Below are 12972 nucleotides of genomic sequence, written 5' to 3' on the forward strand. Positions count from 1 at the left end.
GGTTGCCAACGCTCCGCGTTGACGCCCTCCTCCGCCTTGCGATCCACGGCACCAGACCCCGCTCCCTGATCCGGCCTGATCCAAACGACAGGCCCGAGCCCCCTCCGACCTCCACTGGAGCAGTGAGCCCCTTGCGTACCGCCGACATCCGCCAGCGCTTCCTCGACCACTTCGCGGCCCGGGGCCACGCCGTCGTACCGAGCGCGCCGCTGCCCACGCCCGACCCGACGCTGCTGTTCGTCAACGCGGGCATGGTCCCCTTCAAGCCGTATTTCACGGGCGAGGCCACCCCGCCGTGGCAGCGGGCGGCGAGCGTGCAGAAGTGCGTACGGACGCTGGACATCGAGGAGGTCGGCAGGACCACCCGGCACGGCTCCTTCTTCCAGATGAACGGCAACTTCTCCTTCGGGGACTACTTCAAGGAGGAGGCCATCGCCCACGCCTGGGAGCTGTCCACCGCGTCCCGCGCCGACGGCGGCTACGGCCTCGACCCGGAGAAGATCTGGGTGACCGTCCACCACTCCGACACCGAGTCCCGGTCCATCTGGCGCGCGGTCGCCGGGCTGCCCGACGAGCGGATCGTGGCCCGCGGCGACGAGGACAACTTCTGGTCCATGGGCGTCCCAGGACCCTGCGGCCCGTGCTCGGAGCTGTACTACGACCGGGGCCCGGCCCTCGGCCGCGAGGGCGGCCCGGCCATCGACGAGGACCGGTACATGGAGTTCTGGAACCTCGTCTTCATGCAGTACGAGCGCGGCGAGGGCCCCGGCAAGTCCGGCTACCCGATCCTCGGTGAGCTGCCCCGCCGCAACATCGACACCGGCATGGGCCTGGAGCGCATGGCCACCCTCCTCCAGGGCGTGGACAACCTGTACGAGATCGACGAGACCCGCCCGGTCCTGGACCGGGCGGCGGACCTGGCCGGTGTCCGCTACGGCGCCGACGCGCGGTCGGACGTACGGCTCCGCGTCGTGGCCGACCACGTCCGCACCGCCCTCATGCTCCTCGCCGACGGCACCGCCCCCGGCAACGAGGGCCGCGGCTACGTCCTGCGCCGCATCCTGCGCCGCTCGGTCCGCTCGATGCGCCAACTCGGCTTCCACGACCGGGCCCTGCCCGAACTGCTGCCGGTGGCCCGGGACTGCATGGCCCCCAGCTACCCGGAGGTCGTGGAGTCGTACGCCCGTATCGCCGACCAGGCGTACGGCGAGGAGGACGCCTTCCGTAAGACGCTCAAGCAGGGCACGACGGTCCTGGACACCGCCGTCGCCAAGGTCAAGGAGGACGGCGGCCGTTCGCTGCCCGGCGCGCAGGCGTTCCTGCTGCACGACACCTACGGCTTCCCCGTCGACCTGACCCTGGAGATGGCCGCCGAGCAGGGCGTCGAGGTCGACCGCGAGGGCTTCGCCGCCCTCATGAACGCCCAGCGCGAGCGGGCCCGCGCCGATGCCCGCGCCCGCAAGTCCGGCGGAGCGGCCGACACGTCCGCCCTCCGTACCGTCCTGGACGCGCACGGACCGACGGACTGGCAGGCGTGGTCGACGCCGACGACGGAGTCGAAGGTCCTGGCGGTCCTGGGCGCCGAGGGAACGATCCCGGTGGCGAGGGAGGGCGAGTTGGCCACCGTGGTCCTGGACCGCTCCCCCTTCTACGCGGAGTCGGGCGGCCAGGACAGCGACGCGGGCCGTATCTCCGGCGCCTCGGGCGAGGCCGAAGTACTGGACGTCCAACGGCCGTTGCCGGGCCTGGTCGTCCACCAGGTCCGGGTCACCGCGGGCGAACTCGCCGCCGGGGACGCGGTGGTGGCGGCCGTCGACCCCGAGTGGCGGCTCGGCGCCCGCCAGGCCCACTCCGGTACGCACGTCCTGCACGCGGCCCTGCGCGAGATCCTCGGCCCGACGGCCCTGCAGGCCGGTTCCTACAACCGGCCCGGCTACCTGCGCCTGGACTTCCCCTGGCGCGGCGCCCTCTCCGCGGCCGTACGGAGCGAGGTCGAGGAGGCCGCCAACCGGGCCCTGCGCCGCGACCTGCCGGTCGGCGTCCGCTGGATGACCCTGCCGGAGGCGAAGGAGCTCGGCGCGCTCGCCCTCTTCGACGAGACGTACGGGGAGAAGGTCCGGGTCGTCGAGATCGGTGGGGCCTGGTCGCGCGAGCTGTGCGGCGGCACCCACGTCGAGCACGCCGCCCAGATCGGTACGGTCGCCCTGACCGCCGAGTCCTCGGTCGGCGCGGGCATGCGCCGCCTGGAGGCGGCCGTGGGCGTGGAGGGCTTCGGCTACCTGGCCCGCGAGCGCGACCTGGTCACCCGCATCGCCGAGCAGCTGAACGCGCCCCGCGCCGAACTCCCCGAGAGGATCGCGGGCCTCATGGACCGCCTCAAGGCGGCCGACCGCGAGAACGCCCGCCTCAAGGCACAGGCCACCGCCGCCCGCGCCGCCGAGCTCGCGGGCCGGGCGGTCGACGCGGACGGCACCCTGGTCGTCACCACGACCACCGAAGGCCCGGCAGACGAGGCCCGCGCCTTGGCCTTTGCGATCCGCGACCGCCTCCCGCACGAGCGCCCCGGCGTCGTCGCTGTCGCCACCACGGCGGGCGGTCTGGTCCTGACCGTCAACACCCCGGCCCGAGAGGCCGGCCGGGACGCGGCCGCGCTCGTCAAGGAGCTCCTCGGCGGCCGGGGCGGCGGCTCGGCGGAGATCGCCCAGGGCGGCGGCATCCCCGCCGGGGACCTCGCCACGCTCCTGGCCGACCTGCCGCGCCGGGTCACGACCCGCTGACGGCGGCGCCCTCCTGACGCTTGCGGGCCCGGTAGGCGGCCACGTTGGCGCGGGTGGCGCAGCGGTCGGAGCAGTAGCGGCGCGAGCGGTTGGTGGAGGTGTCGAGGTAGGCGTTCCGACAGGGCGCCGCCTCACAGAGCCCGAGCCGGCCGGGCCCGTACGCCGTGAGGTGGAAGGCGAGCCCCATGGCGCAGAGCGCGGCGTACCCGGTGGTGGCGTTGGACGAGTGGTCGGCGAGGTGCATGTGCCAGCGGGGCCGGCCCTCGTCGTCGATCTGGTCGTGACCGGAGATCTGCGGAGAGACCGGGAACTCCAGGAGGAGGGAGTTGAGCAGATCGACGGTCCGGGTGTGATCGCCCGCGTCGGCGGCGACGAACACGCCCCGCAGCCGCGCCCGTACGGCCCGGAACCGGGTCAGATCGGCATCGGTGACCCGCCGGGCCATCTGCGCGGCGGGCCCGAAGAGCTCCTTGACCACCTCGACGGAGCTGAGCGAGTCCTGACCCTTCGCCGGCGCCTCGGTGTTGACGAGGCGGACGGCGTACTCCGCGTACTCGGCCAGTTCCACTCGTAGTCCTTCGCAGTCCTTGATCCGTAAGCAACCTGGTGAGGAAGAGGGTATTACGGACGCGCCGGACGGGTTCCGCCCTGGCTTCAGCCCATCCGGCGGGAGTGTCAGACCCGCGGCGGGCGCCACGACGGCTCAACCTGTCGGTATGAAGGAGAACGCGGAGCCGAAGCGGATGACGCCCCACTTCCAAGTGACTCGCCGCGCAGCCCTGCGCGCAGCTGCGGTCACCGCCACTACAGCCGTACTCCCCTGGGGAGCGGCGGCAGCCACCCCGCCCCGGACATCCGATCCAGGCCCATCCCGCCCGCGCCCAGCCGGGCGATCAGGCGATAGGCGCCGATGTGGCTGGGGTCTTCAGCGGTCAACTGATCCACATCGGGCAAGATAGCCCAACTCCCCATGTGGTACGGGGTGATTGGGGTAGGTCACTACTCCTTCACGCGGATGCGGATCGCGGACCGCGGGCCACGGGCCCAGCGCCACGGGCCGCCGCCAGGAAGGCGCGGATCAGCTCCGGGTCCTTCACCCCGCGGCTGGACTCGATGCCGCTGGAGACGTCGACGCCCCAGGGGCGGGCGGTGCGGGCGGCCGCGGCGACGTTCCCGGGGGTGAGGCCGCCGGCGAGCAGCCAGCGGACCTCGGGGCCGGGGAGCCGCTTGCCGGTGAGGTCCCAGGTCTCGCCCGCGCCGGGGACGGGTGCGTCGAGGAGCAGCACGTCCTCGCCGCGCTCGCCGAAGGCGGGGGCCTCGTCGCGCACGGACGCCGCGCGGATGAAGGTCCGCCCGGCGGGCAGGGCGGCGCGCAGGGCGTCGAAGTACGCGAGGTCCTCGTGCCCGTGCAGCTGGACGGCGCGCACGCCGGTGGCGTCGGCGAGGGCGCGTACGTCGTCGAGCGGCTGGTCGCGGAAGACGCCGACGGTCAGTACGCCGTCCGGTACGCGGGCGGCGAGCCGGGCGGCCGCGTCGGGGTCGACGCGGCGCGGGCTCTCGGCGAAGACGAACCCGATGGCGTCGGCGCCGGCCTCGACGGCGACCTCCACGTCGCACTCGGTGCGCAGCCCACAGACTTTGACGAACATGGCAGTCACTGTACGCAGGCGCCGTGCGCGGGGCTTCCGACCTGAAGAAGCGTCAGTTTCAATGGGCGCCGCGGAGACTCACCGCGGTTCGAACCCGCGCCGGAGAGGGTCCGCGTGCCCCGCATCGGGCCCGGCAGGCCCGCGCCCGCCCCGATCGGGTGCGTGCCGACAAGGCGTCCGCCTCCCGCAAGCGCCCCGGGTGTGCCCCACCCCCGCCAAGGGCCACGTCCGACCCCCGCGACATCCACCCAGAACCGGCCATGACCAGCAAAAAAGACCCTCCCGAAGGAGGGTCTGTGCGGAGCGCCCCCGGCAGGACTCGAACCTGCGGCCAAGTGCTTAGAAGGCACCTGCTCTATCCACTGAGCTACGGGGGCCGGGTGGTGGGTCGGTGGCCGGGAGCCCCTGGTGGGTGGGGCTTGGCCGGTCGGGACAAGGATAGGGCTCCGATCCCCTTGGCCCGGTTGCTTCACCTGCGTGCCACGATGTGGAGGTTCGGTGAAGCGGAACGATAATCGCAGGCAGGTGCGATTCCCGCAGTGTTTTTCACGCCACTCGGCCCGGGTGTTGTGCACTCGTTATGCCTGAGGCGCCCGTCATCCTTCGTTCCGTCGGCGCGCAGGGCCCTTATACGCTTCAAAAAGGCTCCAAAATTGGGCATTCTTCGCATGTGGTGACCTTGGACGAACGGCCTCAGCTGATCGACGCACTCTCCGCCCTGCGCGACTGTGTCGCCGCCGTGCGTCTCCCACTCCCCCTCCCAGGCGCCCCACGCGCCCGCCAGAGCCGGGCCGAGCTGCTCGCTCAGCTCGACGACTATCTGGTGCCCCGGCTGAAAGACCCCCACGCCCCCCTGCTCGCCGTCGTCGGCGGGTCCACGGGGGCCGGGAAGTCCACGCTCGTCAACTCCCTTGTGGGGCGCCGCGTCAGCGAGGCCGGAGTGCTCCGGCCCACGACGCGTACGCCCGTGCTCGTCTGCCACCCCGACGACCACCACTGGTTCGCCGGCATGCGCGTCCTGCCCCAGCTCACCCGCGTCTGGCTGCCCCAGCACGACGAGGAGGCCGGCGACGAGCCCCAGGAGGAGAACGCGCTCCGCGTCGAGACCTCCACCGCCCTCGTCCCCGGCCTCGCCCTGCTCGACGCGCCCGACATCGATTCCCTCGTCGTCGAGAACCGGCTGCTGGCCGCCGAGTTGATCTGCGCCGCCGACATCTGGGTCATGGTCACGACCGCCTCCCGGTACGCCGACGCCGTCCCCTGGCACCTGCTCCGTACCGCCAAGGAGTACGACGCCATGCTCGTCACCGTCCTCGACCGCGTCCCGCACCAGATCATCGGCGAGGTCTCCCGGCAGTACGAGGCCCTGCTCGACAAGGCCGGGCTCGGAGAAGTGCCCCGGTTCACCATTCCCGAGCTGCCCGAGTCCGCGGGCGGCGGCAGCGGGCTGCTGCCCGACAACGCCGTCGCCCCGCTCCGCGCCTGGCTCGCCCACCGCGCCCAGGACCCCGCGGCCCGCCAGCAGGCCGTCGGCCGGACCGCCACCGGCGTCATCGACTCCCTGGACCGCCGGATGCCCGAACTCGCCGCGGCGGTCGCCGCCCAGTACGCCGCCGCCGTCCGGCTCGGCGGCGCCGTCGAGGGGGCGTACGCGGAGCAGCGCGAGCGCGTCCGGCAGCAGCTGGGCCGCGGCGCCGTCCTCGCCGGCGACGCCCGTACCCGCTGGCGCGGCTACCCCCGCGACAGCACCGCCGGCGAACTGCTCGACGCCCTCGTCGAGTCGCTCGCCGCGCTGCTCCAGTGCGCGGCCGCCGCCGCCGACGAACGCGTACGGGAATCCTGGCGCCGCGAACCCGCCGCGGCCGCCCTCGGCACCGCCCACACCGCGCCCGACCGGGAGGCGGCCGAGCGGATCGACATGACCGTACGGCGCTGGCGGCGCGAACTCGACGAACTGGCCGAGGAAGAGCTGCGCACCACCGAACGGCCCGGCACCGCCCGTACCGCCGCGCCCGATGCCGACACCGTCGCCGCCCTGCTCGCCGCCGCCCTCCTCGGCGGCCGCCGCACCCGCAGCGCCGGCGAGCGCCTCGCCGAACTCCTCGGCGCCCAGGCCGCCCTCCGCCTGCGCGACAAGGGCGGTGCGCTGGTCATGACGTACCTCGATCGCGCCCTGCACACCGAACGCGACCGGCGGCTCGCCCCCCTCGACGCCCTCGACGTGACCCCCGAGACGCAGGCGGAGCTCATCGCCGCGCTCTCCGTACTGCAGAAGGAGAAGTGAGGACCGGTGAGCAGTAGCACGGTGGACGATCGTTGGGACGACGGGCTGATCGCGCGGAGGGCGGCCGAGCGGGGCGCACACGCCCCTGAGGGCGCCCCCGACGACCCTGCGGAGGACAGCCTTCCGGCCCTCGGCGGGCAGTACGGCGGCTCCCTGCGCACCCGCCTCGACGCCCTGCACGAACTCGTCGGCCTCTCCCGTACGCGACTGGCGAACGACACGCTCGCCGAGGCCGGACGCGTACTCGACGAGGCCGCCGCCCGCCAGCGGCTCTCCGCCCGGCACACCGTCGTCGCGATCGCCGGACCCACCGGCAGCGGCAAGTCGACGCTCTTCAACGCCCTCGCCGGCGTCCCCGTCTCCGAGACGGGGCTTCGCCGCCCCACCACCTCCGCGCCCATCGCGCTCAGCTGGTCCGAGGGCTCCGCCGGACTCCTCGACCGCCTCGCCGTCCCCGGCCGGCTCCGCCGCCGCCCCCTCGCGGGCGGCGCCGCCGACGAGGACCTCCAGGGCCTCGTCCTGATCGACCTGCCCGACCACGACTCGGCCGTCACCGGCCACCGCGTCCAGGTCGACCGCGTCCTGGGTCTGGTCGACGCGGTGATCTGGGTCGTGGACCCGGAGAAGTACGCCGACGCCGCGCTCCACGAGCGCTACCTGCGGCCGCTCGCCGGCCACGCCGAGGTCACCTTCGTGGTCCTCAATCAGATCGACCGGCTGGGCGGCGAGTCCGTCGACCTCGTCCTCGACGATCTGCGCCGCCTCCTCGACGAGGACGGCATGGCCCTCGGCGAACACGGCGAACCCGGCGCCACCGTCCTCGCGCTCTCCGCCCTCACCGGCGAGGGCGTCGGCGAACTGCGCGAACTCCTCGGCCGATTCGTCCAGGAACGCACCGCCCCCGCGCTCCGCCTCTCCGCCGACGTCGACGCGGCGGCGGCCCGGCTCCGTACGGCGTACGTCTCCGACGGCCAGACCGGCCTGGGGGAGCGGGCCCGGGAGGATTTCGCGGCCCGGCTCGCCGTCGCCGTCGGCGCCACCGCGGCGGGCGAGGCCGCCGAACGCGTCTGGCGCCGGGGCGCCATCCGCGCCTGCGGCACGCCCTGGCTGCGGCTCTACCGCTGGTACGAACGGCTCCGCGCGCACGGCTCCACCGACCCCCGCCTCCAGGCGCCGCTCGAGGACGAACTCACCGCCCGGCAGCGGGTGGAACAGGCCGTACGGGTCGTCGCCGACGACGCCTCGCGCGGGCTCCCGGCGCCCTGGGCGCAGGCGGTGCGCGAGGCGGCGGCCCGCGGCGCCGACGGGCTGCCGGAGGCGCTCGACGAACTCACCACGACCATCGGCGACCCGGCCGCCCGGCCCCCGCGCCCGGCGTGGTGGCCTGCGGCCGTCCTGGCGCAGGTCCTGATGACGTTCCTGCAGATCTTCGGCGCGGTGTGGCTGGTCGGCCAGATCGTCGGCGTCGTGGAGCCCGGACTGCTACCGCCCGTCCTCATCATGCTCGGTGGCATCGCGGGCGGCCCGTTGGTGGAGTGGGCGTGCGCGGCCGCGGTGAAGGGGCCCGCCAAGCGGTACGGCCAGGAGGCCGAACGGAAGCTGCGCGAGGCGGCGGCCGCGTGCGGACGGGCCCGCGTCCTGGACCCGATCGCGGCGGAGTTGATGCGGTACCGGGAGGTGCGCGACCAGTTCGTGACGGTGTCGGGGACGCGCTCGGGGGCACGGATGGCGCGGCTCGGCGCGGTCGGCATGCGGTGGGGCGGTACGAGGCCGGGGGCGCGGCTGAGGTGAGCCTCGCGTGAGTCCGCACCCTTCGGGGTGACGGAGTTTTCCCCAACCCGCCCTCCCTCCACAGGCCTCGGCGCGCTTCGCCGAACGGGTCCACCATGAGAGTCATGACGTTCATGAAGGCCATGAACGTCATGGAGCGCACCGAAGCACTCTGAAAGGCCTGAATGGCCTGAAAGGCTCGAAACGGGGGGAACGGCATGAACGACACGATGGTGACGCTCGTCGGGAACGTGGCCACGAGCGTGGAGTACCGGGACACGGCGACGGGCGGGGTGGCCCGGTTCAGGTTCGCGGTGACCGCGCGCCGCTGGGACCGGGAGCGGGGCACCTGGTCGGACGGAAACACCAGCTTCTACACGGTGTTCGCGTGGCGGGCGCTCGGCGCGAACCTCGCCGCGTCGGTCTCGGTGGGGGAGCCGCTGGTCGTGCACGGCCGGTTGCGGGTACGGGAGGAGGAGGTCGCGGGCGAGGACGGCGCCGGGCTCCCGGAGGGCCGGCGCAGGACGTTCGTGGACGTCGACGCGGTCGCGGTGGGCCACGATCTGACGCGCGGAACGGCGGCGTTCCGGCGGGTGGTGAAGGGCGAGCCACGGACGACGGAACGTCAGGGGAACGGAGCCGGGGGAGGGGTGGAGCGGGACCCCTGGGAGGCTCCGGAACCCTCGAAGACGGCCCAGGTGCTCGAACCCGTGCGGTGACCGGGAGTTGTGAGGTGATTTGTCGACTCCGTGACCTGCGGATTCCCGCTCGGAGGCGCCCGGTCATAACGATTCTGAGTCGGTATGGTTATCAGCTCGTATGGGCGGGCACTCGGGGCTTCCCCGTACCTAGGATTCCCAGGTACTCATACGGGACTTGAGTAAGCACTTGAGTCGACAGTGAGTCAACCGGGTCTGTGATTCTGCTGGCGATGCGCTCCCCCCACGTGTCATGTCATGACGGATGGCACGGAGCAGCTCGCCCGGAGGGGAAATTCATGTTTTCTGTTCGGAGGCGCGGCGTTGCCCGCCTTGCCGCCGCGACCGTGGTCTCCGGCCTCGTCGCTGCGGGTGCGATAGCTGTAGCGGGACCGGCGCTGGCCGAGGACGGGGCTGACGGCACCGGCGGCGCGACCGCCACGCTGGGCAAGCTCACCGTCTTCGACACGGTCAAGATCAAGGGCAAGGGCGAGATCTCCGCCGGCCTGTTCCAGATGCAGGCGACGCCCGGCGGCACGCTGCAGACCTACTGCATCGACCTGTACACCGGCGCCAAGACGGGCCAGGAGTACAAGGAGGTCGGCTGGGACCAGTCGTCCCTGCACAACAACGAGAACGCGGGCAAGATCCGCTGGATCCTGCAGAACTCGTACCCGCAGGTGAACGACCTCAACGCCCTCGCGGCGAAGGTCGGCGCGAAGAACCTGACCGAGAAGACCGCCGCCGCTGCCACGCAGGCCGCGATCTGGCACTTCTCGGACAACGTCGACGCCAAGCCGGTCAACAAGGACGCCAAGAAGCTGACCGAGTACCTGGAGAAGGAGGCGGTGAACCTGGAGGAGCCCAAGGCCTCCCTCAGCCTCTCCCCGTCTTCCGTCGCCGGTAAGTCGGGCGAGCGCCTCGGCCCGATCACGGTCGACACCAACTCCGCCTCGGCCGAGGTCTCCCTCGCCCCGGGCGCCCCCGCGGGCGTCAAGCTGGTCGACAAGGACGGCAAGGTCGTCACCAACGTCGCCAAGGGCGGCCAGGTCTTCTTCGACATCCCGGCCGGCACCCCGGACGGCGCCGCCGAGCTCAAGGTCCAGGCCGACACGACCGTTCCGATCGGCCGTGCCTTCGTCTCGACGAAGGTCAGGAGCCAGACCCTGATCCTGGCCGGCACCAGCACCTCCAGCGTCACCGCCAAGGCCAACGCCACGTGGGCGAAGAAGGGCGCGATCCCGGCCGTCTCGGCCGAGAAGAACTGCGCCAAGGGCGGCCTGGACGTCACGGCCTCCAACGAGGGTGACGAGGACTTCAACTTCGAGGTCAAGGGCCAGAAGGTCACCATCGGCGCCGGCCAGTCGAAGACGGTCACGATCCCGCTCGCCGAGGACGAGGCCTACGACTTCACGATCACCGGCCCGAACGGCTTCGAGAAGAACTTCAAGGGCGTTCTCGACTGCAAGACGGCCACCCCGGGCCCGCTCCCGTCGGAGACCCCGTCGACCGAGCCCTCCGTCTCCACCCCGCCCACCGAGGGCACGCCCGGCACCTCCACGACGGGCTCCACCACCGGTGGTGGCGACCTCGCCGAGACCGGTAGCTCCAACGCCACCCCGATGATCGCCGGCATCGCCGCGCTCCTCGTGGTTCTCGGCGGCGGCGCGATCTTCTTCCTCCGTAAGAAGAAGACGGCCGGCCAGTAAGCACCGGTAGTACCCCGCCTCACGGCACCCGACGGCCCCGGCGCGCACTCCGCGCGCCGGGGCCGTCGTGCGTCCGCGTGCGGGTGCTAGCGGGTCCTAGTCGTCCAGGCTGCCCATCGTCAGGTTGACGGTGGTCCCGGTAAGACCGCTCGCGCGGTCGGAGGCCAGGAAGGCCGCCACGTGTGCCAGTTCGTCCAGGGACATGAGCCGTCGCGGGTGGGTCCGGGTCGCGAGAGCGTGCTGCCACTGCTCCCACGTCAGGCCCGAGGCCTCGGCGCGCGGTTGGAATGCCTCGCGGATCGTGCGGGTCTCCGGCATGGCCTGGGGGCGCAGGCCGACGACGCGGAGGCCGAGCGGGGCGAGTTCGGCGGACAGGGCGCGGGTGAGGGCTTCCTTCGCCGCCATCGCGGGGCCGTAACCGCCCACCAGGGGGATGCCGGTACGGGAATGGAGCGCGGTGACGGTCATGATCACCCCTGATCCCCGCTCGACCATCCGCCGGGCCGCGAGCCGCGCGGTCAGGAAGTACGCGCGCGTGTACGCCGTGATCGGCAGGGCGAAGCGTTCGGCGTCCAGGTCCGTCAGCGGGACGCCCAGGATCTCGGCGTTCGGGATGCCGACGGCGTCGAACGAGACGTCGAGCCGCCCCGCCTGCTCGGTCACCGACCGCAGGTACCGGTCCACCGCCCCCTCGTCGAGGACGTCCACCTCCGCCGCCACCGCCGACCCGCCGGCCGCGACGACGTCCTCGGCGACGGCTTCGACGGGGCCCTGGCGGCGCCCGGCCAGGAAGAGCTCCGCGCCCTCCGCCGCGAACGTACGCGCGACGGCGCCGCCGATCGCGCCCCCGGCCCCGTGGATCACAGCGACCTTGTCCTTGAGCAGCAGCATCACTCCGACTCCTCTCCGTTTCACTCCTCCCGAAGAGACAGACACCGCGCCCCACAGAAACCGGGCGCTCGCCCGTCGCCCGGTTCGCTGCCCGACCGGTGTCCGTACACGATGGAGGTGGTGGAGCCCATGACAGCCGACCTGACCACAGCCGACCTCATCACCAGGGCGCGGGACGGCGACGGTGAGGCGTTCCGCGCGCTGACCGAGCCGCACCGTCGAGAGCTGCACGTGCACTGCTACCGGATGCTCGGCTCCCTCCAGGACGCCGAGGACGTCCTCCAGGACACGTTGCTGGCCGCCTGGCAGGGTCTCGGCGGCTTCGAGGGCCGCGCATCCATCCGCACCTGGCTCTACCGGATCGCCACCAACCGCTGCCTCAACGCGCGCCGCTCCGCCCACCGGCGCCGCGCCCGCGAGTGGGACATGCCCGGCGTCGTACCGCCCGAGCCCACCCGGCGCGGCGAGGTCCCCTGGCTCGAGCCGCTGCCCGACGCCCTCCTCGACGGGGCGCTCGACACCCCGCTCGGCCCCGAGGCCCGCTACGAGCAGAAGGAGTCGCTCTCCCTGGCCTTCGTCACGGCCCTCCAGACCCTGCCGCCCCGCCAGCTAGCCGTACTTGTCCTGCGCGACGTCCTCGGATTCAAGGCGGCCGAGGTGGCCGAGATGCTCGACGCGACCGCCGGCGCGGTCGACAGCGCCCTCAAACGCGCCCGCGCCACCCTGAAGCACCGCAGCGCCGGCGCGGTACCCACCCCCGGAAGCCCCTCCGAACAGGCACTCGTGACCGCCTTCGTCCGCGCCTACGAATCCGGCGACCTGGACGCGCTGCTCGCCCTCCTCACCGACGACGTCCTCGTCTCCATGCCGCCGATCCCCCTCACGTACGAAGGCCGCCCCGCCGCGGCCCGCCTCTTCGCCGCGATCTTCGACTCGGGCCGCAGAGTCGACCTGATCCCGACCCGAGCCAACGCCCAGCCCGCCTTCGCCGCCTACCTCCGCACAAGCACAAGCACAAGCACCCCCACTGCCACCCGCCCCGCCTCAGGCCTCTTCGTCCTCACCCTCACCGCCACCCCCACCGGCGACCGCATCAGCGCTTTCACCCGCTTCGACGCGACCTTGCTCCCCCGATTCGGCCTCCCACCCACACTCCCCGGACACGGGGCGTGACCAACCGTCACCCGGCCGTAC

The 12972-nt window shown here is 72.7% G+C and carries 10 protein-coding genes and 1 tRNA gene; 6 read left to right on the top strand and 5 right to left on the bottom strand.

Features of this window, described 5'->3' with window-relative positions; genetic code table 11:
* Nucleotides 1–131 precede the first annotated feature (131 nt).
* A complete protein-coding gene (gene alaS / locus ACFWRO_RS05835) occupies nt 132–2777 on the top strand; it encodes an alanine--tRNA ligase (RefSeq protein WP_384505431.1) in 2646 nt (881 codons plus the stop codon).
* On the opposite strand, the gene ACFWRO_RS05840 is transcribed toward alaS, so the two are convergent.
* From ACFWRO_RS05840 to ACFWRO_RS05855, 4 genes are all read right to left on the bottom strand, one after another.
* Nucleotides 2764–3345 (bottom strand): CGNR zinc finger domain-containing protein, encoded by a 582-nt coding sequence (locus tag ACFWRO_RS05840; protein ID WP_384504786.1) that lies wholly within the window; start codon nt 3343–3345, stop codon nt 2764–2766. The two genes, alaS and ACFWRO_RS05840, sit on opposite strands and share 14 nt — an antisense overlap.
* Before the next feature lie 236 nt (nt 3346–3581).
* A complete protein-coding gene (locus ACFWRO_RS05845) occupies nt 3582–3713 on the bottom strand; it encodes a hypothetical protein (RefSeq protein WP_384505462.1) in 132 nt (43 codons plus the stop codon).
* Nucleotides 3714–3784: 71 nt separating this feature from the next.
* The gene (locus ACFWRO_RS05850) at nt 3785–4426 is read right to left on the bottom strand and encodes a phosphoribosylanthranilate isomerase (RefSeq protein ID WP_384504788.1); all 642 of its coding nucleotides are present in this window, start codon (nt 4424–4426) and stop codon (nt 3785–3787) included.
* A gap of 304 nt (nt 4427–4730) precedes the next feature.
* Nucleotides 4731–4803 (bottom strand) — tRNA-Arg (locus ACFWRO_RS05855).
* Between the two features lie 302 nt (nt 4804–5105).
* On the opposite strand from ACFWRO_RS05855, the gene ACFWRO_RS05860 reads away from it, so the two are divergent.
* The 4 genes from ACFWRO_RS05860 to ACFWRO_RS05875 all read left to right on the top strand — a co-directional run bounded on the left by ACFWRO_RS05860 (nt 5106) and on the right by ACFWRO_RS05875 (nt 10887).
* Nucleotides 5106–6710 carry a dynamin family protein gene (locus ACFWRO_RS05860; RefSeq protein WP_384504791.1) on the top strand — a complete coding sequence of 535 codons (1605 nt, stop codon included), beginning with the start codon at nt 5106–5108 and terminating at the stop codon, nt 6708–6710.
* A 6-nt stretch (nt 6711–6716) separates the two neighbouring features.
* Nucleotides 6717–8501 carry a GTPase gene (locus tag ACFWRO_RS05865; protein WP_384504794.1) on the top strand — a complete coding sequence of 595 codons (1785 nt, stop codon included), beginning with the start codon at nt 6717–6719 and terminating at the stop codon, nt 8499–8501.
* Nucleotides 8502–8698: 197 nt separating this feature from the next.
* Nucleotides 8699–9199 carry a single-stranded DNA-binding protein gene (locus ACFWRO_RS05870; protein ID WP_384504797.1) on the top strand — a complete coding sequence of 167 codons (501 nt, stop codon included), beginning with the start codon at nt 8699–8701 and terminating at the stop codon, nt 9197–9199.
* A gap of 278 nt (nt 9200–9477) precedes the next feature.
* Entirely contained in the window at nt 9478–10887 is a 1410-nt protein-coding gene (locus tag ACFWRO_RS05875; RefSeq protein WP_384504800.1) for a Cys-Gln thioester bond-forming surface protein, read from the top strand.
* A 96-nt stretch (nt 10888–10983) separates the two neighbouring features.
* On the opposite strand, the gene ACFWRO_RS05880 is transcribed toward ACFWRO_RS05875, so the two are convergent.
* On the bottom strand, nt 10984–11778 hold the full coding sequence (locus ACFWRO_RS05880) for an SDR family NAD(P)-dependent oxidoreductase (RefSeq protein WP_384504803.1): 795 nt from the start codon (nt 11776–11778) through the stop codon (nt 10984–10986).
* Nucleotides 11779–11907: 129 nt separating this feature from the next.
* Here ACFWRO_RS05880 and ACFWRO_RS05885 point away from each other — a divergent pair, with 129 nt between their 5' ends.
* Nucleotides 11908–12951 (top strand): RNA polymerase subunit sigma-70, encoded by a 1044-nt coding sequence (locus ACFWRO_RS05885; protein WP_384504806.1) that lies wholly within the window; start codon nt 11908–11910, stop codon nt 12949–12951.
* The last annotated feature ends 21 nt before the right edge of the window (nt 12952–12972 follow it).

Origin of the sequence: Streptomyces sp. NPDC058579, from assembly GCF_042718575.1 — a bacterium.
Taxonomy (GTDB): domain Bacteria; phylum Actinomycetota; class Actinomycetes; order Streptomycetales; family Streptomycetaceae; genus Streptomyces.

Bases quoted from the DNA above. Each gene is read 5' to 3' on its own strand.
- ACFWRO_RS05875 (WP_384504800.1), top strand. From the start codon at position 9,478: ATGTTTTCTGTTCGGAGGCGCGGCGTTGCCCGCCTTGCCGCCGCGACC.
- ACFWRO_RS05880 (WP_384504803.1), bottom strand. From the start codon at position 11,778: ATGCTGCTGCTCAAGGACAAGGTCGCTGTGATCCACGGGGCCGGGGGC.
- ACFWRO_RS05850 (WP_384504788.1), bottom strand. From the start codon at position 4,426: ATGTTCGTCAAAGTCTGTGGGCTGCGCACCGAGTGCGACGTGGAGGTC.
- ACFWRO_RS05885 (WP_384504806.1), top strand. From the start codon at position 11,908: ATGACAGCCGACCTGACCACAGCCGACCTCATCACCAGGGCGCGGGAC.
- ACFWRO_RS05870 (WP_384504797.1), top strand. From the start codon at position 8,699: ATGAACGACACGATGGTGACGCTCGTCGGGAACGTGGCCACGAGCGTG.